Source organism: Priestia sp. 179-F W1.4 NHS, assembly GCF_045369295.1.
In the GTDB taxonomy this organism is placed as follows: domain Bacteria; phylum Bacillota; class Bacilli; order Bacillales; family Bacillaceae_H; genus Priestia; species Priestia zanthoxyli.
Genome location: NZ_JBIQFF010000001.1, coordinates 803,509 through 824,683 on the forward strand (window position 1 = coordinate 803,509; position 21,175 = coordinate 824,683).

The window sequence follows — 21,175 nt, forward strand, 5'->3', positions numbered from 1 at the left end:
TATAATATGCCAATTTTTTTAGAAAACAAACGTAAAAAAAACCAACTAACATCATGATTAGTTGGTTTTACATACAGTGTGTGATTAGTGAATCGTGCGATATACACCAGTGACTTTTCCTAAAATCGTTACGTGGCGAAGAATAATAGGCGCCATCGTTGAATTTTCAGGCTGTAAACGAACGAAATTTTCTTCTTTGAAGAAACGTTTTACCGTTGCTTCGTTGTCCTCGGTCATAGCGACCACAATATCTCCGTTATTAGCAGTTTGCTGCTGACGTACGATTACCATATCGCCATCTAGAATACCTGCTTCAATCATACTTTCTCCCATAATTTCAAGCATAAACACATGATCATCTGGAGAAACGAATTTATCTGGAAGAGGGAAATATTCTTCCACATTTTCAACGGCTGTTATAGGAAGACCCGCTGTTACTTTACCGATAACAGGAACATTAATGACATTGCTTTTAGGGATGTTTACTTCGTCTAGTTGAAGAACTTCGATTGCTCTTGGTTTTGTTGGATCTCTGCGAATTAACCCTTTGCTTTCTAAACGAGCTAAATGCCCGTGTACAGTGGAGCTAGAGGCTAATCCCACCGCTTCCCCAATCTCACGAACAGAAGGCGGATAACCTTTTAATTTTACTTCGTGCTTAATAAAATCTAGTATGTCTTGTTGACGTTTTGATAGCTTCATATTTTTCACCTCGATTTTAGCTATTCTTTAGGTGAATTATACCACGTGATGTGTCAATATACAAACATAAGTTCGAAGAATTCCATTGACAGAAACAAATGTTCTCAATAAAATAAGAACATATATTCTGATAGGGGGATCATAATATGCACCAATTCTTACATTCTATGAAACATTACGCTATTTTTTTTGCAGTTATTGCTGCACTTACATATGTATTGACGCTGGTTTTAGGAGCGGATAAAGTAGATTTAGACAAATATTCAACGGTTACTATTACAAAAGGAGATACACTTTGGGACTTGTCCAACAAGTATCATAATCACCATCATTTGACCACCAATGAATTTGTCAAATGGGTTGAAGACGTCAATGATCTAAACTCAGACACTGCCCAGTCTTTATCTCCTGGAGATAAATTATATATTCCTGTTTTAAAAAAAGAGTTACATAATCAAGTGGCAATTGAACAGTAGTGTGTAACGGCCGTTCCTGAATATTGTTAGAAGCCGAAAAGGTCGTGATAAAAGTGGACGCCATTATTTATTGCCGTGTAAGTACGGATAAAAAAACCCAAGAAACATCTTTACAGCGCCAGCAAGAAGAATTAAAAAAGCTTGCTGATCTTCACCATCTAAACGTAAAAAAAGTCGTAATGGAAAAAGCAAGCGGATATGACGTAGACAGAGAGGGTATATTGGATGTTCTTCATACAATGAAAGAAGAAAAAATATCTGTGCTGCTCATTCAAGACGAAACGCGATTAGGCAGAGGAAATGCCCGAATTGCGCTTCTTCATGCTTTTCATAAAGAAAATGCTACGATTTATACGATTAGTCATCAAGGTCAGCTTCAGCTTTCAGAATCTGATTCGATGGTGTTAGATATTATTAGCTTAGTGGAAGAGCATCAGCGGAAATTACATAATGCTAAAATTAAAAGAGGAATGAAAAGAGCCGTAGAAAACGGTTATCGTCCGCAGCAAAATTTAAAAAATCAAGGAGTTAACTCAGGAAGAGAAAAAAAAGAAGCGCCGATTGAAGAAATTGTCCGCCTTCGTCATAACGGCTTAACCTTTGCTGAAATTTCAGTTACGCTAAAAGGTTTTGGTTATAATATTTCAAAAGCAACGGTACATCGTCGCTATCAAGAGTATCAAGAGAGTGCTCAATCTCTTGATAAAACGAAAGAGATTTAGTAAGATGACTACATGTTGCCGGAACGGTTCGGTAATTTTAATTATTGATTATAAGGAGATAGGTTTTATATGCTATCAAAAGATAAACTTGCTCGTATTAATGCTCTTTCAAAAAAGGCAAAGGCTGAAGGTCTGACAGAATCTGAAGCGAAAGAACAGCAAGAGCTACGTCAGGAATATTTAAAAGTTTTCCGACAATCTATGACAAACCACCTTCATACGATTAAAGTTGTGGACGAGGAAGGTAAAGATGTTACGCCTAAGAAGTTAAAAGAGAGCAAAAAGAAGCGTCTTCACTAAGACGTTCTAGTAAAACTAGAGGGAGAGTTCCCTCTAGTTTTTTGTATATTTTTAATAAGGCACACAAAAACTGTAAAAGTGGAAATTTTTTTGGTTCAAGTATTGTACAAATAAGCAAATCATTAGTATGATAACATATGTACATAGTTTTGAAAGGGATGAAGAGTATGACACAACGTATTGAAGATCTTTCGATTGCAACAATTCGTACTTTATCAATCGATGCGATTGAGAAAGCAAATTCAGGTCACCCAGGTATGCCAATGGGAGCTGCTCCAATGGCATATACATTGTGGACAAAATTTATGAACATCAATCCAAAGAATCCAAACTGGTTCAACCGTGACCGCTTTGTATTATCAGCAGGACACGGATCGGCACTATTATACAGCTTGCTTCATTTAGCTGGATATGACTTATCAATTGAAGACCTTAAAAACTTCCGTCAATGGGGAAGCAAAACACCAGGTCATCCAGAGTTCGGTCATACAGCAGGTGTTGATGCAACAACTGGTCCACTAGGACAAGGTATTGCAATGGCTGTTGGTAAAGCAATGGCAGAACGTCATTTAGCTGAAACATACAACAAAGAAGGTTTAGAAATTGTAGACCACTTTACGTATGGTATTTGTGGTGACGGAGACTTAATGGAAGGTGTATCTGCTGAAGCAGCTTCATTAGCGGCACACTTAAAATTAGGACGCTTAGTTGTTTTATACGATTCAAATGATATTTCTTTAGACGGAGATTTAGATCGCTCGTTCTCTGAGAACGTAGAAGATCGTTTCAAGGCTTACGGATGGCAAGTAATTCGCGTTGAAGACGGCAATGACTTGACAGCGATTGCAAACGCAATTGAAGAAGCAAAAGGCGATTTAACACGCCCAACGCTAATTGAAGTAAAAACAACAATCGGATTTGGTTCTCCAAACCACGCGGGTACTTCTGGCGTGCACGGTTCTCCATTAGGTTCCGATGAAACAAAATTAACAAAGGAAGCTTATGCATGGACATTTGAAGAAGATTTCTATGTGCCAGAAGAAGTGTATGCTCACTTCAAAGCTACAATTGCTGAAGATGGCCAAAAGAAAGAAAACGAATGGAACGATGTATTTGCACAGTATAAAGAAAAATATCCTGAACTAGGTCGTCAATTTGAACTAGCAGTAGAAGGAAAGTTACCTGAAGGCTGGGAAGAAACGCTTCCAGCATACGAAACGGGTTCAAGCTTAGCTAGCCGTGCTTCTTCTGGAGAAGTATTAAACGCAGTAGCACAAGCTGTACCTCAATTCTTCGGCGGTTCAGCTGACTTAGCTGGGTCAAATAAAACAATGATTAAAGGTTCAGAAGACTTCACTGCAGCTGATTACAGCGGACGTAATATTTGGTTCGGTGTACGTGAATTTGCAATGGGAGCTGCATTAAACGGTATGGCTCTACACGGCGGTGTAAAAGTATTCGGAGGAACATTCTTTGTATTCTCTGATTATCTTCGCCCAGCAATTCGCTTAGCAGCTTTAATGAAGCTTCCTGTAACATATGTCTTCACACATGACAGTATCGCAGTTGGAGAAGATGGCCCAACACATGAGCCAATTGAACAATTGCCATCACTTCGTGCAATGCCAGGTCTTTCAGTGGTTCGTCCTGCAGATGCAAATGAAACAGCTGCTGCATGGCGCTTAGCATTAGAATCAACTGACCGCCCAACGGCGCTTGTATTGACTCGTCAAAACTTGCCAACGCTTGAAGGTACAAAAGAAAATGCATACGAAGGCGTGTCTAAAGGCGCGTACGTTGTATCTAAAGCTGGTAAAGACCAAGCGGATGCATTAATACTTGCAACAGGCTCTGAAGTAAGCCTAGCAGTAGAAGCACAAAAAGCATTAGCTGCAGAAGGCATTGATGTATCTGTAGTAAGTATGCCTGCATGGGATCGTTTCGAAGAGCAATCTGCTGAGTACAAAGAAAGTGTTATCCCTAAATCAGTGAAAAAACGTTTAGGTATTGAAATGGCTTCTACACTTGGCTGGGAACGCTATGTTGGAGACGAGGGACAAGTTCTTGGTATTAATCACTTCGGTGCATCTGCTCCTGGTGAAACAATCATGAAAGAATTTGGTTTTACAGTTGAAAATGTAGTAGCAAAAGTGAAAAGCTTGCTTAATGCATAATTCTTTTTTACAAGAAAGAGCAGACTCCTATGGTCTGCTCTTTTTTTTCGACAAAAAAACAAAGAAATTTTTTCATCGATAGACAAGCATTGCGTACACCATTCGGTATAATGGTACAAAAAAGAACGAGCCGAAAGGGAGGATGAATCGTGAGAACGTATGAAGTATATTTAATGGAGGAAGAAGTTGCATCATCCTATTTTCGAAGAGAAAAGCTCATTTATCAGCTGCTGATTGAATATAAAATGAAACGTCACTTGCAGGAAACGCATTTACAAAAACAAGTTCATTACATTACTCGCCAACTGCCCAATTCATTTATTCAACGAGAATTACTTCAGGCGTTTTCTCATTATCCTCATTTTTTTACTCATCAAGAGACGTTTGTGCTGGAATATCCTCATAAAAAAAGTCGAGCATCTATAAAATTAACGAATCGCTGTATAACAATTGAAGGAGATGGCAATGTTGATGCTGAGACAGCTTTTTTTGAAGTATTACGCAAGCTAGATCCTTGTTTTTTAGCAGTGAATTATGGAACGGATGAATACGGCTGGCTGAGGCCTGTGAAAACAAGAAAATTTGTGTAATTATTTAAGGAAATTGGAACGGAAATATTGTATAATAGCGTATGGTCTAGTACACTGTAAGTTAGACAACACGAAGGAGGAAGTAATACCATGGGAATGTATATTCTAGTTGGTGTTCTAGCATTAATTGTTGGGATAGCGCTAGGATTTTTCATTGCTCGTAAGTATATGATGAGCTATCTGAAGAAAAATCCACCAATTAATGAACAAATGTTAAAAATGATGATGATGCAAATGGGCATGAAACCATCGCAGAAAAAAATTAACCAAATGATGAAAGCAATGAACGGCCAAATTAAATAATGGTTAATTGGACAGACACTCTCTATTCAGAAGGGTGTCTTTTGTTTTATGATAGAGATAAGAAAATGGTTGTGGGGCTAGGGGGATACGATGAAAATTTTTCGAGAGTTATGGTGGTTTTTCAAACAGGAAAAAAAGTCTTACATAACGGGGATAGCGCTGCTCATTATTGTGGCAGCATTAGAACTTCTCCCGCCTAAAATTATTGGTTTAACGGTAGATGGCATTAAAGAAGGGACGCTGAATGGAAAGCGCTTAATGCAGATGGTTGGCATTTTGCTAGGAGCTGCTGTTGTGGCCTATTGCACAAGATACATATGGCGTATTATGATATTTGGTTCATCTGTTAAACTAGCCAAGCAGCTGAGAAATACCCTCTACACTCATTTTACAAGGATGAATCAGGCCTTTTATCAGCGGCGGCGAATTGGGGATTTGATGGCCCATGCAACGAATGATATTCAAGCTATTCAACAAACTGCAGGTTCGGGCGTTTTGACGCTCGTGGATTCCATTGTCACAGGAGGGCTTGTTCTATGCACAATGGCCCTAACAATCAGCTGGAAATTAACGCTTATTTGCCTTATTCCTATGCCGCTTATGGCCGTTTTAACAAGTTACTATGGTACATTGCTTCATGCGCGGTTTCATCACGCACAAGCAGCATTTTCTACTTTAAATGATAAGGTTCAAGAAAGCATTAGCGGAATTAAAGTCATTAAGACGTTTGGGGAAGAAGCAGCTGATGTCGAAGAATTTCGTATGAAGTCTGCAGATGTTGTTCAAAAGAACATGAAAGTAGCACGAGTAGATGCATTGTTTGATCCGACCATTTCGATTATTGTAGCACTTTCTTTTTTACTTGCTCTTATTTTTGGCAGCAAGATGGTGATTAGTGAAGAGTTAACACTGGGACAGCTTGTTACCTTTACAACTTATTTGGGCCTTCTTATTTGGCCGATGCTCGCGTTTGGCTGGCTATTTAACATTGTGGAACGAGGAAGAGCCTCATATGACAGGGTATTTTCTTTATTAAAAGAAGAAAATTCGATTGAAGAAGCAGCGCATCCTAGTGTTGAACTGCCAACAGGAAATATTGAAGCTGTTATTCATAGGTTTTCGTATGGTAAAGAAGACGAATACACGTTAAACGAAATTTACTTTACACTTTCTCGCGGTCAAACGTTAGGGATTGTCGGAAAGACGGGTGCTGGGAAAACCACGCTTTTAAAGCTGTTGCTTCGTGAATTTGATGTAAGCGACGGAGCTGTTTTATGGGGAGGAAAAGACATTAAAGATTATGCTTTTGATTCACTGTACAAAAGCATTGGATATGTTCCTCAAGATCACTTTTTGTTTTCAACAACAGTCGCTGCTAATATCGCGTTCGGAAAAGAAGACGCAAGCAATCAAGAAATCCAAGAAGCGGCTAAAGTTGCAAATGTACATAAAGACATCCTCGATTTTACAGATGGCTATCAAACAATAGTAGGTGAAAAAGGCGTTTCGTTATCTGGTGGACAAAAACAGCGTATCTCGATTGCAAGAGCTCTTCTATTAGATCCTGAGCTTTTAATTTTAGATGACTCGCTATCAGCGGTAGATGGAAAAACGGAAGCGGGTATTTTACAAGCGCTAAAGCAAAAACGTCAAAATCGAACAACGATTATTACAGCGCATCGGCTGAGCTCGGTTACTCATGCAGACCTGATTCTTGTCCTTGATAAAGGGAAAATTATTCAGCGAGGAACTCATGAGGAACTGCTTAGCGTGAGCGGCTGGTATCGGGATATGTACGATAGACAGCAGCTTGAACGTGCGGTAGAAGAAGGAGAGACGAAAAATGAAAATTGAGCATTCTTCGGTACATAAACGTCTGTTTCACTATACAATTCCGCATAAAAAATCATTTTTTTTAGCGTTCACTCTATTATTAATTGCTACGGCTGCTGATTTATTAGGGCCCATTTTGATTAAAATTTTCATTGACGATTATTTAACTCCTAAGTATTTGCCTCTTCAGCCTCTGGTGTGGCTTGCAAGCAGTTATTTGCTTTTACAGCTTTTAAAAATTGTCGTTCAATACTTTCAGCTTCTGCAGTTTCAGAAAATTGCGCTTCAAATTATTCAGCAGATTCGAATTGACGTTTTTTCTCATGTTCATCGTCTGGCGCTTCGCTTTTTTGACAACACGCCAACGGGAAGCCTTGTTTCTCGAATTACAAATGACACGGAAGCTATGAAAGAAATGTTTGTAGAAGTCATCGCGGTTTTTATTCAAAATGGGGTATTTTTGATTGGTATTTTTATAGCGATGTTTATGCTAGATGTGAAGCTGGCTTTTTACTGTTTAGTTCTTCTCCCGTTTATTTGGGGACTTATGAAGCTTTATCAGCATTACAGCGCTATTTACTACGGACAGCTCCGAGAAAAGCTAAGTCAGTTAAATGCCAAGCTTCATGAGTCTTTGCAAGGCATGTCCATTATTCAATTATTTCGTCAAGAAAAGCGGCTTCGCTCGGAATTTGAAGAAATTAATGATGAGCACTACAAAGCGGGCATGCGCAATATTAAGTTAGATGGTTTGCTACTGAGGCCTGCTGTCGAAATTCTTTATATTTTAGCCGTTATTCTTGTGCTCAGTTATTTTGGCATTTCCGTAGCTGACAGTCCTGTTAAAATTGGTGTTCTTTACGCGTTTATCAACTATTTGGATCGTTTTTTTGAGCCCGTTAATGAAATGATGCAGCGTCTTTCTATGTATCAGCAAGCGATGGTATCAGCCTCCCGGGTATTTGATTTGATGGATGAGGAAGAAAAAAATCCAGTGATGACAGGAGAACAAAAGCAGGGGGTACAAAAAGGAACGGTAGAATTCAAAAACGTCACGTTTTCCTATGACGGTGTTCGAGATGTGCTTTCTGATATATCATTTACGGTAAACGAAGGAGAAACAGTGGCTTTAGTAGGCCATACTGGAAGCGGCAAAAGCTCCATCATTAATTTATTAATGCGTTTTTATGAGCAGCAAAAAGGAGACATTTTGATCGATAATAAACCACTGTCGTCCTTTTCAAATAAACAGCTTCGAGATCAGGTAGGGCTGGTGCTGCAAGATGCCTTTTTATTTGCCGATACCGTAAAGCGAAATATTACGCTGCATGAAGACCATTTTTCTGATGAACAAGTAAAAGCAGCGGCGAAATTTGTGCAAGCTCACGCATTTATCGAAGCTCTTCCTAATAAGTATAATGAAGTGCTAGTGGAAAGAGGTTCAACTTTATCAAGCGGTCAGCGTCAGCTCTTAGCATTTGCAAGAACGGTGATTCGAAACCCTAAAATCCTTATTCTTGATGAAGCAACAGCCCATATCGATACAGAAACGGAAGAAGCGATTCAAGAAGTGTTAAGAGATATGGGAAAAGGCCGCACAACGATTGCGATTGCACATCGTTTATCAACTATTCAACACGCCGATTGTATTTTAGTATTGCATAAAGGGAAAATCGTCGAAAAAGGAACGCATGCTGAACTGCTAGATAAAGGCGGTTTGTACTATAATATGTATCAGCTTCAGCACAGTGAAAAAGAGGAAAATTTCAATAAAGAAACAGGAGTAAAAGAGATTTATAAAGAATTGATAGAGTGAAGGTGAAAAAAAGAAACAACCTTCATGAAGAGGTTGTTTCTGTTGTTTGAGCAGGGAATTCATTGTAAACGTTTAATAAATGATCTAATTCTTGACTATGTTTAATAGCAGGTGGAGAGTTTAATCCACTTACTCGGACTATGCGGATGAGTTCTTCTCGTTTCTTTTCAATCGCTAATAGAATATCTTTTTTGGCCAATGCTATGTATCCCTTCTAACAAGTCGTTTACCTAATTATACAAGATAATGGTACTATTTGAAAGAAGTGAGATAAGACAATTTGGTTACAAAATGGTAACGAAAAAGAACAAAAAGAACAAAAAAGGGAAGTGGGAAATGTGGGAGATTTAAATTTATTTTTGGCATTTGGCGCAGGCTTTTTATCGTTTATTTCACCCTGCTGTTTGCCTTTGTATCCAGCTTTTTTATCGTACATAACGGGAGTATCAGTCAGCGAGCTAAAGGAAGGCGCTAAGTCACATCAGCGCAAAGCTTTTATTCACACAGCTTTTTTCCTGCTGGGATTTTCTGTTATCTTTATTATGATTGGTTTTGCGACATCCTTTATTGGTCAGTGGTTTTTTAACTATAAGGATTTAATTCGGCAGATTGGCGCTATTCTTATTATTTTCTTTGGTCTAGTTGTACTAGGGATTTTTAAGCCTCGAATTCTTATGCAGGAACATAAAGTTCAATTCGCCAATAAGCCGGCTGGACTCTTAGGTTCTTCTTTTATTGGTATGGCTTTTGCTGCCGGCTGGACTCCTTGCACGGGACCTATTTTAGTATCGGTTATGGCGCTTGCAGCGACAAACCCAGGCTCCGGTCTTTTGTACATGATAACGTATTCACTTGGGTTTTCTATTCCGTTCTTTATCATGACATTCTTTATTGGAAAAATGAACTGGTTAAAAAAACATATGAATTCCATGATGAAAGTTGGCGGATACGCAATGATTGGCATGGGGTTTATTTTATATTTTGACTGGATGACAAAAATTATTATTTATACAACGAGCGTATTTGGAGGGTTTACGGGCTTTTAAAAAGGGAAAATGATACAAAAAAGAATCTGGAAGTTGGCAGGTTCTTTTTTGTTTTTTAAAGACCAAACGTTCATTTTAGCTCTTAGGAAATAAGCAAGAATATGACTCGAAAAAATATATAGAAAAAATTTATTTTTACTATATCTTCTATAAATACGGAGTGATACAATGAAATCGTCATATTTTTAATTGTTAAAAAGAGGTGTATAAATTGAAAGATATTTTGTTAATCTTGCTTTTGCAACTGATCTATGTACCGATCTTGACGCTGCGCACAATTTTTTTAGTCAAAGGTATGAGTATGTATGCCTCGGTTTTTGGATTTGTTGAAGCGTTAATTTATGTATTTGGCTTATCCCTAGTATTTTCAGGAGATCAAAGCACGCTTGCTATGGTTGTATACGCGGTTGGATTTGGAGTGGGAATTATACTTGGAAGTTATATCGAATCTAGGCTTGCTATCGGATATACAACATTCTTAGTTAACCTTATGACCAAAAATGAAGAGTTAATTAACCGCCTTCGACAAGAAGGTTTTGGTGTTACTGTGTACCAAGGTGAAGGAAGAGACAGTGCACGCTATAGATTAGACATTTTAACAAAAAGAAGTAGAGAAGAAGAGCTATTAGCATTCATTGAAGAATATGAGCCTCGTGCTTTCATTATTTCATACGAGCCTCGTAAATTTAAAGGCGGGTTCTTACTAAAAGCAATGAAAAAGCAAAAACAAAAGCAAAAAGCAAAAGCAGATATTACCTCTACTAAATAAAAACAGAAGAGATCCTCTTCTGTTTTTTTGTTGCACTTTTACTTCTGATGTTTTTTGGATTATAATATAAGTACACACTAAACTATAGTAAAGGAAGGATTTCATTGGTTATTGCTTCAACACTTGTCGCAATTTTTATGGCTTCTTTCATATTAGTTGTTCGAATGAAAGCTGCTGATAAACCAACGAATGCAAAAAAAATTATACTTCCGCCTTTTTTTATGAGTACGGGAGCGTTAATGTTTATCTTTCCAATGTTTCGAGTAACGGGTGCAGAACTGCTTGAGGCGTTAATAGCAGGCATGATCTTCTCAATCCTGTTAATTAAAACGTCTAAATTTGAAATTCGTGACGATCATATTTACTTGAAGCGTTCAAAAGCTTTTGCATTCATTATTATTGGTTTGCTTATTATTCGAATTGCAATGAAAATATATTTAAGTTCTTCAATTGATGTTGGCCAGCTTGGCGGTATGTTCTGGATTTTAGCATTTGGTATGATTGTACCTTGGCGCATTGCGATGTACACATCGTACAAAAAGCTCGAACGAAAGCTGCACGATGATCGTCTTGGAAATACAACGATATTAAATTAAAAAAGGTGGCTACGCAGCCACCTTTTTGATTTAAAATAAATGCTGATAGGGGACGGCATCTATTTTTTGCTTTTTTAATGTTTTTAATAAAAATTTATGATCACGTTTAGGCGTAGCTAAGATGTATCCACGTACGATTAAGTCTTCTGTTATAGAGGCGGCTTGTTCCTCAAGTGCTAGTTCCCCAATTTTCCCTGCAATTTTTTGTTTAGCCACATCGCGAAATAGTTCAGGTACTGGTTCAACAAGAACGTTTAATAGCTGCTTTTGATCCGCTGACCAAAGGTGAATGGTTTTGGAAAGATAGTGATCTTGCCAATCAAGTTCAGACATGCCGTCTTCTTTTGGTAAGCGCTTTAAAAATTTTCTGAACATAAAAAATCCGCCGATAGCAAACATGCTCATTAAAAAGACAACCCAAAATAAAATAACCCATAAAAACCAGCCCTCTAGCATATTTTTCACTCCTTTATAAAGAGATTAATCATAACATTACTATATTTATACATTTATTATAAAAGCCTTGTTCCTTTTATGGCAATATAAAATTCCTGCACTTTATGTGAAAAGAGAGTCATTTTTGACTTATATATAAGTTTATATTGACTCATCGATAAGTGAATTATCGTTAGAATTATCTAAAAATGCTTATTTTTCAGCCTTTTAAAAGTTGGCACGTTTTTTGCATATAAACTAATTGAAGAATTATTTAATATGAGAGGAAGATAAAAAATGAGTCAAACTTTTAGCAAAGTAGCAACAAATTTACCGGGAGAAAATGCAAAGCAATTATTAGATAGAAGACACCGTGCCATTCCGAAAGGTGTAAGTTATGGCATTCCGACATTTGCTGATACGGCTGAAGGGGCGATCGTTAAAGATGTCGATGGCAATACGTTTATTGATTTCGTAGGGGCAATTGGCACAATCAATGTAGGACATAGTCATCCAAAAGTAAAAGAAGCGCTTCACAAGCAAGTAGACCGTTTTATTCACACAGGATTTAATGTCATGATGTATGAGTCATATGTAGAGCTTGCAGAAAGATTAGCAGCAATTGCACCTGGTGAATTTGACAAGAAAGTATTACTTTTAAATAGCGGAGCAGAAGCTGTAGAAAATGCAGTGAAAATTGCTCGTAAATATACAAAGCGTCAAGGAATTATTTCATTTAACCGCGGTTTCCACGGCCGTACATTAATGACAATGACAATGACAAGTAAAGTAAAGCCATATAAATACGAATTTGGACCGTTTGCTCCTGAAGTATACAAAGCTCCATATCCTTATGAGTATCGCCGCCCACAAGGATTATCAGTTGAAGCATACGAAGAGTTTATGATCACTGAATTCAAAAACTTCTTAAATACAGAAGTAGCACCAGAAACGATTGCAGCTGTTGTAATGGAGCCAATTCAAGGCGAAGGTGGTTTCATTGTTCCAGGTAAACGTTTTGTGCAAGAAGTGTATCAATTATGTAAAGAGCACGGAATTTTATTTGTATCAGATGAAATTCAAGCTGGTTTTGCACGTACGGGCCGCTACTTCGGTATTGAACACTTTGACGTTGCACCAGATTTAATTACAGTATCTAAATCACTAGGAGCTGGTGTACCGATTAGTGGTGTCATCGGCCGCGCTGAAATCATGGATGAATCTAATCCTGGTGAGCTTGGCGGAACGTACTGCGGAAGCCCTCTTGGATGTGAAGCGGCTTTAGCTGTACTTGATATCATTGAAGAAGAAAAGCTAAATGAACGCGGTGAGTACCTTGGAAAAGTGGTAACATCACGATTTGAAAAATTAGCAGAAAAATATGACTGTATCGGTGATATCCGCGGATTAGGAGCTATGTCTGCTATCGAGCTTGTGAAAGACCGCGAAACAAAAGAAGCGGATAAAGAGCTTACACAGCGCATCGTAAAAGAAGCAAACAAACGTGGATTATTACTGCTTAGCGCAGGAGTATTCGGAAACGTTCTTCGTATCTTAATGCCGATTGTTATTACAGATGAGCAGCTAGAAGAAGGCTTAGCTATTTTTGAAGCAGCACTAGAAGCAAGCGTGCAGCAAACGGTTGAAGTATAAGAGAAATTGAGGCATGAGTGAAGAGAGAACTCTTCACTCATTCTTCATGAATCACAAAGAATGGATATGTTTGGACACTCTATTTATAGATTTTTCATTTTCTGATAAAATAAAATAATAATTATTTTTTGACGAAAAGGTGATTCAAATGACCATTCATAAAAAGCAGATTCAGCAAATTAACGACGAACTTTACGATATATTTGAGTCATCATTTGATGAAATCTTTGTAACTGATGCAAATGGGTATGTATTAGTTGTAAATTCAGAGTGTGAAAAAAATTATGCTTTGAAAGTGGAAGATTTTATTGGAAAGCACGTAAAAGAACTTCAGGAAATGGGCATCTTTTATCCTTCGGCCACGTTAAAGGTGATTGAATCTAATCAAGCAATTGAATTGGTTCAAAAAACAAACTCAGGCCGATATCTTCATGTGCGGACCAGACCAGTATTTACCAATGATAGGCAATTGAAAAGTGTTATTAGCTATTCTCGAGATCTCACAGACTTAATGGAATTAAAACGAAAAGTAGAAGAGATGGAAGAACAGCTTGAAAACTATAAAAAAGAGTTAAACGAATCCGTAGATTTAGAAGGAATCGTAACAAAAAGCGAAGCGATGAAAAAAGTTTTTTCAACCATTCAACGAGTTGCTTCTGTAAATACAACCGTTCTCTTACTTGGAGAAACAGGGGTAGGAAAAAGCAGAGTAGCAAAACTGCTTCATCAGCTTAGTACAAGAAAACAGCAGCCGTATCATGAGCTTAATTGTGCAGCGCTTCCTGAACAGCTTATTGAGTCAGAGCTATTTGGCTATGAAGGCGGTACGTTCACTGGAGCATTTCGCGAAGGGAAAAAAGGGATCATTGAGCTTTCGAACGAAGGCACGCTTTTTCTAGATGAGATTGGTGAACTTTCTCTTTCAGCACAAAGTAAGTTGCTCCATGTACTGCAAGACCGTACAATTCGTCCCGTGGGCTCAACAAGAGCAGTATCAATAGACGTACGAATTATTGCTGCTACGAATCAAAACCTGGAGCAAATGGTCGAAGAAGGAAAGTTTAGACGTGATTTGTACTATCGACTTAACGTGGTGCCAATTACAATCCCACCTTTACGAGAGCGAAAAGAAGATATTCTGCCTCTTGTCTATCAGTTTCTTCATCATTTTAATACGGTATACGAACGTAATGTACGCTTATCACCAAAGGCATTAGATGCATTTTTAGGGCAGGAATGGAAAGGAAACGTTCGCGAAGTGGAAAATATCATTGAGCGTCTGGTTGTTACAGGAGAAGAAATGATTACGCTTAAAGACTTGCCATTTGCAAAAGAGTTTGCTATCGATCCACCTGTGCATACGCTTCCTGAAATGATTGAACATGTGGAAAAAGAAATGGTCATCAAGGCGTTTGAACAGCATAGGTCATCTTACAAAGTAGCCGAACAGCTTGGTATTAGTCAATCACAAGCGAGCCGTAAAATTCGAAAATATGTGTCGGACAGTACCGAACAGTGAGTAGATAAATTTAAGCAGGGAGTGAAGAAATATGAAGCAAGCAAACTTATATATTAACGGAGAATTTGTTTCGGCAAATGATACATACGAAGTGGTAAATCCAGCAACAAATGAAGTAGTAGCTACCGTTGCAAAAGGCGGAGAAAAAGAAGCAAAGCTAGCAGCAGATGCTGCTTATGAAGCGTTTCAAACATGGTCTAAAAAAACAGCAGAAGAGCGCGGTAAATTATTATTTAAATGGCATCAGCTGATCGAAGAACACACCGATGAACTGGCTGAAATCATGACAGTCGAGCAAGGTAAGCCTCTTAAAGAAGCAAAAGGTGAAATTGGCTATGCCAACGGATTCGTTTCATGGTACGCAGAAGAAGGAAAACGCATTTACGGAGAAACAATTCCAGCTTCTTCTCCTAATAAACGATTATTTGCTCATAAGCAGCCTGTGGGAGTTATGGCAGCTATTACACCTTGGAACTTCCCAGCAGCTATGATTACGCGTAAAGTAGCGCCAGCTTTAGCAGCTGGATGTACAGCGGTTATTAAACCGGCAGAACAAACGCCACTAACGGCTCTTCGTCTAGCAGAGCTGGCGCAGGAAGCAGGTATTCCAAAAGGGGTAATGAATGTAGTTACAGGAGATGCAAAAGCAATTGGAGAAGCGTGGCTGCAGGATGGACGCGTACGCAAACTATCGTTTACGGGCTCTACAGAAGTAGGTAAACTATTAATGCGCGGAGCAGCTGATACGGTTAAAAAAGTGTCTTTAGAATTAGGAGGACACGCTCCGTTTATCGTAACGGCAAATGCTGATTTAGATAAAGCAGTAACAAATGCAATTGCTTCTAAATTCCGTAACGCTGGTCAAACATGCGTATGTACAAACCGCATCTACGTGCACGAGTCTATTGCTAAACCGTTCGCAGAGCAGTTTGCAGCGGCTGTTAGTCAGCTAAAAGTCGGAAACGGCTTAGAAGAAGGTACGGATATCGGACCTTTAATCGATGAAAAAGCGTTAGAAAAAGTAAAGCGCCACTTAGATGATGTTGTAGCAAAAGGTGGAAACGTCTTAACTGGAGGGGCTGTACGCGAAGAGGGAAGCGGACTTTTTGTTGAGCCTACGGTTGTAGATGGTGCAACGGATGATATGCTTTGTATGTACGAAGAAACATTCGGACCGATTGCTCCAATTGCGACGTATCAAACAGAAGAAGAAGTTATTCGCCGTGCAAATAACTCGCCTTACGGATTAGCAGCTTATGTGTTCACTGAAAATATTTCAGAAGCTATTCGTATTGCTGAAGCTTTAGAATATGGTATTGTAGGACTAAATGATGGACTACCTTCTACACCACAAGCGCCGTTTGGCGGCTTTAAAGAAAGTGGACTTGGACGTGAAGGCGGACATTACGGAATTGAAGAATATTTAGAAGTAAAATATATTTCTTTAGGCTTTTAATAAAAAGTGATTTCGCTTTCCTGCGAAATCACTTTTTTAGTAATAGTACACGTGGGGAATTTGTGCATGGATTGATTGAAAATTCATGAATGAAAAACAAAACTCCTCAAGAGTACAGCATGCAAGGTCTTCGCAATCGTGAGAATTAAAAAAATCTTCTAGTATAGTTGGTTCGGCGTCTTTAAATAACCAGTGGTGTTCAACATCTTCAAATTTGCCTCGATAAACCTCGCTCAGTCCATAAAAGTCAAATATATCTTCCAACTGCTTTTGGTGCATAGCCATCCCTCCTCTTCTTAGTATAAGAAAAAGAAAGAGATATTAAACAAGCCGTCATACTACTTTGTTTTTTTGAAAAAATCTCGTATAGTTAATAGTAATGACAAGCAAAGGAGTTTCGGCATGTTTACATATATTACGTTATTTGGTTTTCTTGGATTCGCTGTGTATTCGAGTACGTGGATTTATTCCATTGTCAAAAAAGATGGAAGAGCAAAGAAAAATGGAAAGGGTACTCTTATTAGTTTTCTTGTGATGCTTATCGGGTTAGTCGGTATGCAGTTTACATAACTATAGATTATTTTGACATTTTTACCACCTTCACTTATAGTTAACGTTGGGCGAACATATGTATGATTTTGGTTACGGTGCTTGCCTTAAGTTGAAAAAGAAAGAAGGTGGCATATTTGAGATATCACACACATATTGCAACATCGATTGCTGCCGGTGCCGGTGTGGCTATAACAGGAGACGCTTCGTTTACATTTCCTTATGTTGTAGGCATTGCGATTGGAGCGCTGCTTCCTGATATAGATGAACCAAATTCATATATTGGTAGAAGATCTCTTGGTCTCGCAAAAGTCATTAAATCTATTTTTGGACACCGAGGTATCACGCATTCTATTCTTGCAAGTGGACTTATTTTTTATTTACATACGATGTATAACAACGATTTTACATTAGGGATAGCCTATGGATACGCTTTTCATATTCTTGGAGATTTCTTTTCTAAACGAGGGGTACCTTTTTTCTCTCCTCTTAGCAAGAAGAAGTTTAAGCCTCCTTTAACATATGAAACAGGTGGTGGAGCAGAGACTCTCATCTTTTACCTGGCAGTGATAGGAAGTTTCTATATGCTTTATAAGTATCAGCTGTACACCCAGCTGTTTTAAAGAAAGAAGCCATCTGAGTAAATTAGATGGCTTCTTTTACACTTCTACCACATAAAGTTCAGGCGTTTTCATAGGCAGGGTAATGGTAATGCTTGTGCCGTCATTTTCTTCACTTGATACGTGGAACAAACCATTATGCTCGTTAATAATTTTGTTGCAAATGGTTAGTCCCAGGCCTATTCCTCGTTCTTTTGTTGTATAAAAAGGCTCTCCTATATGAGGGATACGCTTTGAGTCAATTCCACATCCGCTATCTTTTATCACAATGCATAGCGTTTCTCTAGCTGATTTTTCAATCGATACAGCCAGCTTGCCGCCGCTTTCCATAGAATCAATGGCATTTTGTATAATATGAATAAATACTTGGGTTAGCTGTGTTTTTTGCCCACTAATGAGCAGGGGATATTCTTTTGGATAATGGCGAATGATGTGGATGTTTTTGACTTCGGCAACTGGTTCAAATTGCTTTAATACCTCATCTAGCAAGTCTGTCATAATAAGGCTTTCTGTATAAGCGTACTCTCGTTTAGCTAAGCTCATAAATTCTGCGATAATATGTTCAATTTGTGAGAGTTCGTGCTGAATGAGATCTCGATAAACCATTGTTTCTTTCGGCTGCTGTGTCTCACTGAACAGTTGTATAAACCCTTTAATGGTTGTCAAAGGATTTCTAACCTCGTGTGCGATACTTGCAGCAAGGTGACCAATGACAGAGAGTTTTTCTGAATTCTGGATCTTTTTCTCTGCTTGTCTTTTCTCGGTTACGTCTCGTGAGATAAATACAAACCCTTCGATTTCTCCAGTAGCTGTGATAATTGGAGCGCCTTTACATTCTAATAAAACGATGGTGCCATTCACGTGAAACTTCCGGTATTCAAATGTGGAGGCATCTTTTGTTTTGCTCATGTTAGCTAAAATAGTCGAGATTAGGTGCTTGTCTTCAGGATACGCATTGATAAGCACATGTTGTCCAATAAGTTCATCAGGATAAACCCCTAATGTTTTAGCGTAAGAAGGAGAAGCGTATTCATAAATGCCATCTTCAGTAATAGCACATACTAAATCATGGGTATGAGATAAAATAGCTTGATGCTTTGGTTCATTGTCATCGGCAATGATTCGACCTTTTAATGGATAAAAAAGCTGATCTTCTTGGTTGGTGAAGGTGTGACGAACTTGAGTGCCGCACATTCTGCAAAAATTATAATCTTCCTTATAGTTACAAGAAGGACAAACGGGCATCGAATCACTCCAATCAGATCTATGCAGTGAGAGAGTTCTCAAGCACATATAATCATTATTATATATTCAAATTATAGGAAAAAATATGAAAAATCAAATGTGCTATAGAGAGGGAAACTGGGCTTGAAAACCCTATAAATGGATTTCAAATACATGTTTTTAGTTGCAAATAGATGCGAAATGGGAATTTTTACACATTTAAAAAATCAAGACATCAAATAAGAGGTATTATTCACCTCTTATTTGATGTCTTGATAATGCTCTAGCGCACGCTCTCTAGCTGCTTTATGATCAACAATTGGAGTCGGATATGTTTTATCAAGCGTAACGTTTGCTTTTTCTAATACGTCTGCTGGAGCCTCCCAAGGTTTATGAATGTAGGAGGAAGGCAGATCTCTAAGCTCTGGAAGCCACTTTTTAATATATTCTCCTTCTTTATCAAATTTTTCTGATTGAGCAGTTGGATTAAAGATACGAAAATATGGCGCGGCGTCTGCTCCCGAGCCTGCAACCCACTGCCAGCCCATTGTGTTGTTAGCTAAATCTGCATCTACTAAGGTATCAAAAAACCAATTGGCTCCGTGTTTCCAATGAATTAAAAGATGCTTTACTAAAAAGGAAGCAGCTACCATTCGAACTCGATTGTGCATAAACCCTGTTTCCCACAGCTCCCGCATTCCGGCATCGACAAGGGGATAGCCGGTTTTTCCATTTTTCCAAGCTTGAAGCTCTTCTTTGCCGTCCGCCCACTGAAATTGCTTGAATTTTTCATTCAGCGGTTCACTTGTAGTGTGTGGGAAATGATAAAGCAGCTGATAAGCAAAATCTCTCCATACAAGTTGACGAATAAACATTTCAGCTTGATGGTCAAAGGCATCAGAGCTTACTTTTTCTGCTTTAGTTCTCAAATAATGATAAAGGACTCGAACTGAGAGCTGTCCTGTAGAAAAATAAGGAGATAGAAATGAATTTAATGCTTCAGCGGGAAAATCTCGTCCTTTTTCATAGTGAAGCAACTTCTTCTTTAAAAACGTTTTAAAGGCATTAACAGCGCCTTTTTCCGTAGCTTCCCACGTCGACTTAATCGTTTCGTCCCAGGGGATGCTTGGAAGTAAATCGAGATCTGAGACGGAAAGAGATTCAATTGGTTTAGAGAAGGCCTGTATGGAAGTAACTTTTTTTACAGCAGAAGATACGGCATGTTTTTGAGAAGCTTTATAGTAAGCTGTAAATACTTTATAAGGATCTCCATTTTCTTTTGTGATTTTCCAAGGTTCATGAAGGAGAAATCCTTCAAATGTGCGAATATTTATTTGTTGCTCTGAAAAAAAACCTTGAAGCTCTTTATCTCTTTTTAGCGCATGTGGTTCATAGCGTCTGTTCCAATAAATATCTTGCGCATTCGTTTCATGGAGTAATTTTTGCAACACATCTTTAGGGTTTCCTTTTTGTACAATTAGCGTTCCTTGTATTTGTTCGATCGAAGTTTTAAAGTCATTTAGCGCATGGTGAAGCCACCATTTACTTGCACTTCCCATTGAGTTTTCTTCATGGTCGTCATGGATATAAACAGGTACAACCATTCCTTCTTTAGTTGCGTGAAATAGAGCTGGGTTATCAACCAGCCGAAAATCTTTTCGAATCCATACGATAATGGTTTTATTCATCATGTGCCACCTTTCTATCTGCAATTTGCCTCGATTATAGCTTTTTTCTTATACGTTCTACAATTTTGAATGTGTAGAAAGCCTATTTTCTTATGGACGAATTTCAGATTGATGGTAAAAAGAATAACGTAAACAGAGTAAGAGAATGGGAAGGAGCCCTTAAAAATGAGAAATTCGTATGGAATGAAACAAACCGGACAACCGATATCCAATCCATATATGCAAGCAGCACCTAAGCCTGCTAAAATGCCGCCGATGCCTTCTGCAAAGGAAATGCAGGCAATGCCGATGCACGGAGAAATGCCGCCGATGAAAGACGGAATGCCGTCGATGCATGGCGGAATGAGTCAAATGCCAACTATGCAAAAAGACATGAATCAAATGCCAATGTACGGAGAACTACCGCCAATGCATGGAGGGATGGATCAAATGCCAATGCATGGAGGAATGCCGCCAATGCACGGAGGGATGGGTCAAATGCCGATGCAAGGTGGAATGCCGCCAATGCATGAAGGAATGTGCCAAATGCCGATGCAAGGTGGAATGCCGCCAATGCACGGAGGAATGGGTCAAATGCCGATGCATGGAGGAATGCCGCCAATGCACGGGGGAATGGGTCAAATGCCAATGCAAGGTGGAATGCCGCCAATGCACGGAGGAATGGGTCAAATGCCGATGCATGGAGGAATGCCGCCAATGCACGG

At 38.6% G+C, this 21,175-nt stretch carries 23 protein-coding genes; 17 read left to right on the forward strand and 6 right to left on the reverse strand.

The genetic code is table 11. The features are described from left to right. Positions 1–84 precede the first annotated feature (84 nt). Positions 85–702: a transcriptional repressor LexA gene (lexA, locus tag ACH0CI_RS04070; protein WP_013058778.1), complete on the reverse strand. Its 618-nt coding sequence runs from the start codon at positions 700–702 to the stop codon at positions 85–87. Between the two features lie 146 nt (positions 703–848). Between lexA and yneA the strand changes: the two genes are divergently transcribed. From yneA to ACH0CI_RS04110, 8 genes are all read left to right on the forward strand, one after another. Then, positions 849–1,178: a cell division suppressor protein YneA gene (gene yneA / locus ACH0CI_RS04075; RefSeq protein WP_028411366.1), complete on the forward strand. Its 330-nt coding sequence runs from the start codon at positions 849–851 to the stop codon at positions 1,176–1,178. 53 nt (positions 1,179–1,231) lie between these two features. Next, the gene (locus tag ACH0CI_RS04080; RefSeq protein WP_028411365.1) at positions 1,232–1,900 is read left to right on the forward strand and encodes a YneB family resolvase-like protein; all 669 of its coding nucleotides are present in this window, start codon (positions 1,232–1,234) and stop codon (positions 1,898–1,900) included. A gap of 69 nt (positions 1,901–1,969) precedes the next feature. Continuing rightward, complete coding sequence (locus ACH0CI_RS04085; protein ID WP_013058775.1) at positions 1,970–2,200, forward strand: DUF896 domain-containing protein; 231 nt, start codon at positions 1,970–1,972, stop codon at positions 2,198–2,200. Between the two features lie 167 nt (positions 2,201–2,367). After that, complete coding sequence (tkt, locus tag ACH0CI_RS04090) at positions 2,368–4,374, forward strand: transketolase (protein ID WP_013058774.1); 2,007 nt, start codon at positions 2,368–2,370, stop codon at positions 4,372–4,374. A 149-nt stretch (positions 4,375–4,523) separates the two neighbouring features. After that, positions 4,524–4,964 (forward strand): sporulation inhibitor of replication protein SirA, encoded by a 441-nt coding sequence (sirA, locus tag ACH0CI_RS04095; protein ID WP_028411364.1) that lies wholly within the window; start codon positions 4,524–4,526, stop codon positions 4,962–4,964. A gap of 90 nt (positions 4,965–5,054) precedes the next feature. Continuing rightward, entirely contained in the window at positions 5,055–5,267 is a 213-nt protein-coding gene (locus tag ACH0CI_RS04100; RefSeq protein ID WP_013058772.1) for a YneF family protein, read from the forward strand. 90 nt (positions 5,268–5,357) lie between these two features. Beyond that, positions 5,358–7,121, forward strand: a complete 1,764-nt coding sequence (locus tag ACH0CI_RS04105) for an ABC transporter transmembrane domain-containing protein (RefSeq protein ID WP_335707655.1) — start codon at positions 5,358–5,360, stop codon at positions 7,119–7,121. Further along, on the forward strand, positions 7,111–8,916 hold the full coding sequence (locus ACH0CI_RS04110; protein ID WP_165635201.1) for an ABC transporter ATP-binding protein: 1,806 nt from the start codon (positions 7,111–7,113) through the stop codon (positions 8,914–8,916). The genes ACH0CI_RS04105 and ACH0CI_RS04110 overlap by 11 nt, the downstream gene beginning before the upstream one ends. A 22-nt stretch (positions 8,917–8,938) precedes the next feature. Here the strand turns inward: ACH0CI_RS04110 and ACH0CI_RS04115 are convergent, their stop codons facing one another. Further along, positions 8,939–9,115, reverse strand: a complete 177-nt coding sequence (locus ACH0CI_RS04115; RefSeq protein WP_013084718.1) for an aspartyl-phosphate phosphatase Spo0E family protein — start codon at positions 9,113–9,115, stop codon at positions 8,939–8,941. Between the two features lie 139 nt (positions 9,116–9,254). Here ACH0CI_RS04115 and ACH0CI_RS04120 point away from each other — a divergent pair, with 139 nt between their 5' ends. From ACH0CI_RS04120 to ACH0CI_RS04130, 3 genes are all read left to right on the forward strand, one after another. Continuing rightward, a complete protein-coding gene (locus ACH0CI_RS04120) occupies positions 9,255–9,962 on the forward strand; it encodes a cytochrome c biogenesis CcdA family protein (RefSeq protein ID WP_033579815.1) in 708 nt (235 codons plus the stop codon). Between the two features lie 211 nt (positions 9,963–10,173). After that, positions 10,174–10,731 (forward strand): DUF2179 domain-containing protein, encoded by a 558-nt coding sequence (locus ACH0CI_RS04125; protein ID WP_013058767.1) that lies wholly within the window; start codon positions 10,174–10,176, stop codon positions 10,729–10,731. A gap of 104 nt (positions 10,732–10,835) precedes the next feature. Continuing rightward, complete coding sequence (locus ACH0CI_RS04130) at positions 10,836–11,327, forward strand: CcdC family protein (RefSeq protein ID WP_335708388.1); 492 nt, start codon at positions 10,836–10,838, stop codon at positions 11,325–11,327. Positions 11,328–11,357: 30 nt separating this feature from the next. Here ACH0CI_RS04130 and ACH0CI_RS04135 read toward each other — a convergent pair whose 3' ends face one another. Continuing rightward, positions 11,358–11,783, reverse strand: a complete 426-nt coding sequence (locus ACH0CI_RS04135; protein ID WP_028411360.1) for a DUF2621 domain-containing protein — start codon at positions 11,781–11,783, stop codon at positions 11,358–11,360. A 276-nt stretch (positions 11,784–12,059) separates the two neighbouring features. Here ACH0CI_RS04135 and gabT point away from each other — a divergent pair, with 276 nt between their 5' ends. The 3 genes from gabT (at position 12,060) to ACH0CI_RS04150 (ending at position 16,390) form a co-directional block, all read left to right on the forward strand. Then, complete coding sequence (gene gabT / locus ACH0CI_RS04140; protein WP_028411359.1) at positions 12,060–13,415, forward strand: 4-aminobutyrate--2-oxoglutarate transaminase; 1,356 nt, start codon at positions 12,060–12,062, stop codon at positions 13,413–13,415. Positions 13,416–13,563: 148 nt separating this feature from the next. Continuing rightward, positions 13,564–14,934, forward strand: coding sequence for a sigma-54 interaction domain-containing protein (locus ACH0CI_RS04145; protein WP_335708201.1), 1,371 nt, complete (start codon positions 13,564–13,566; stop codon positions 14,932–14,934). Positions 14,935–14,965: 31 nt separating this feature from the next. Then, positions 14,966–16,390 (forward strand): NAD-dependent succinate-semialdehyde dehydrogenase, encoded by a 1,425-nt coding sequence (locus tag ACH0CI_RS04150; RefSeq protein WP_028411357.1) that lies wholly within the window; start codon positions 14,966–14,968, stop codon positions 16,388–16,390. A gap of 36 nt (positions 16,391–16,426) precedes the next feature. On the opposite strand, the gene ACH0CI_RS04155 is transcribed toward ACH0CI_RS04150, so the two are convergent. Then, positions 16,427–16,669: a hypothetical protein gene (locus ACH0CI_RS04155; protein WP_047749929.1), complete on the reverse strand. Its 243-nt coding sequence runs from the start codon at positions 16,667–16,669 to the stop codon at positions 16,427–16,429. Positions 16,670–16,792: 123 nt separating this feature from the next. Here ACH0CI_RS04155 and ACH0CI_RS04160 point away from each other — a divergent pair, with 123 nt between their 5' ends. Both ACH0CI_RS04160 and ACH0CI_RS04165 read left to right on the forward strand, forming a co-directional pair. Further along, positions 16,793–16,960: a hypothetical protein gene (locus ACH0CI_RS04160; protein ID WP_165573659.1), complete on the forward strand. Its 168-nt coding sequence runs from the start codon at positions 16,793–16,795 to the stop codon at positions 16,958–16,960. Between the two features lie 107 nt (positions 16,961–17,067). Next, positions 17,068–17,562 carry a metal-dependent hydrolase gene (locus ACH0CI_RS04165; RefSeq protein WP_228459494.1) on the forward strand — a complete coding sequence of 165 codons (495 nt, stop codon included), beginning with the start codon at positions 17,068–17,070 and terminating at the stop codon, positions 17,560–17,562. Positions 17,563–17,598: 36 nt separating this feature from the next. On the opposite strand, the gene ACH0CI_RS04170 is transcribed toward ACH0CI_RS04165, so the two are convergent. Continuing rightward, positions 17,599–18,804 (reverse strand): ATP-binding protein, encoded by a 1,206-nt coding sequence (locus ACH0CI_RS04170; RefSeq protein WP_406900895.1) that lies wholly within the window; start codon positions 18,802–18,804, stop codon positions 17,599–17,601. A gap of 239 nt (positions 18,805–19,043) precedes the next feature. Next, positions 19,044–20,471, reverse strand: a complete 1,428-nt coding sequence (locus ACH0CI_RS04175) for a cryptochrome/photolyase family protein (RefSeq protein WP_406900896.1) — start codon at positions 20,469–20,471, stop codon at positions 19,044–19,046. Positions 20,472–20,636: 165 nt separating this feature from the next. Between ACH0CI_RS04175 and ACH0CI_RS04180 the strand changes: the two genes are divergently transcribed. Next, positions 20,637–21,175 (forward strand): hypothetical protein (locus tag ACH0CI_RS04180; protein ID WP_406900897.1); only part of this gene is annotated, 539 nt, incomplete at its 3' end.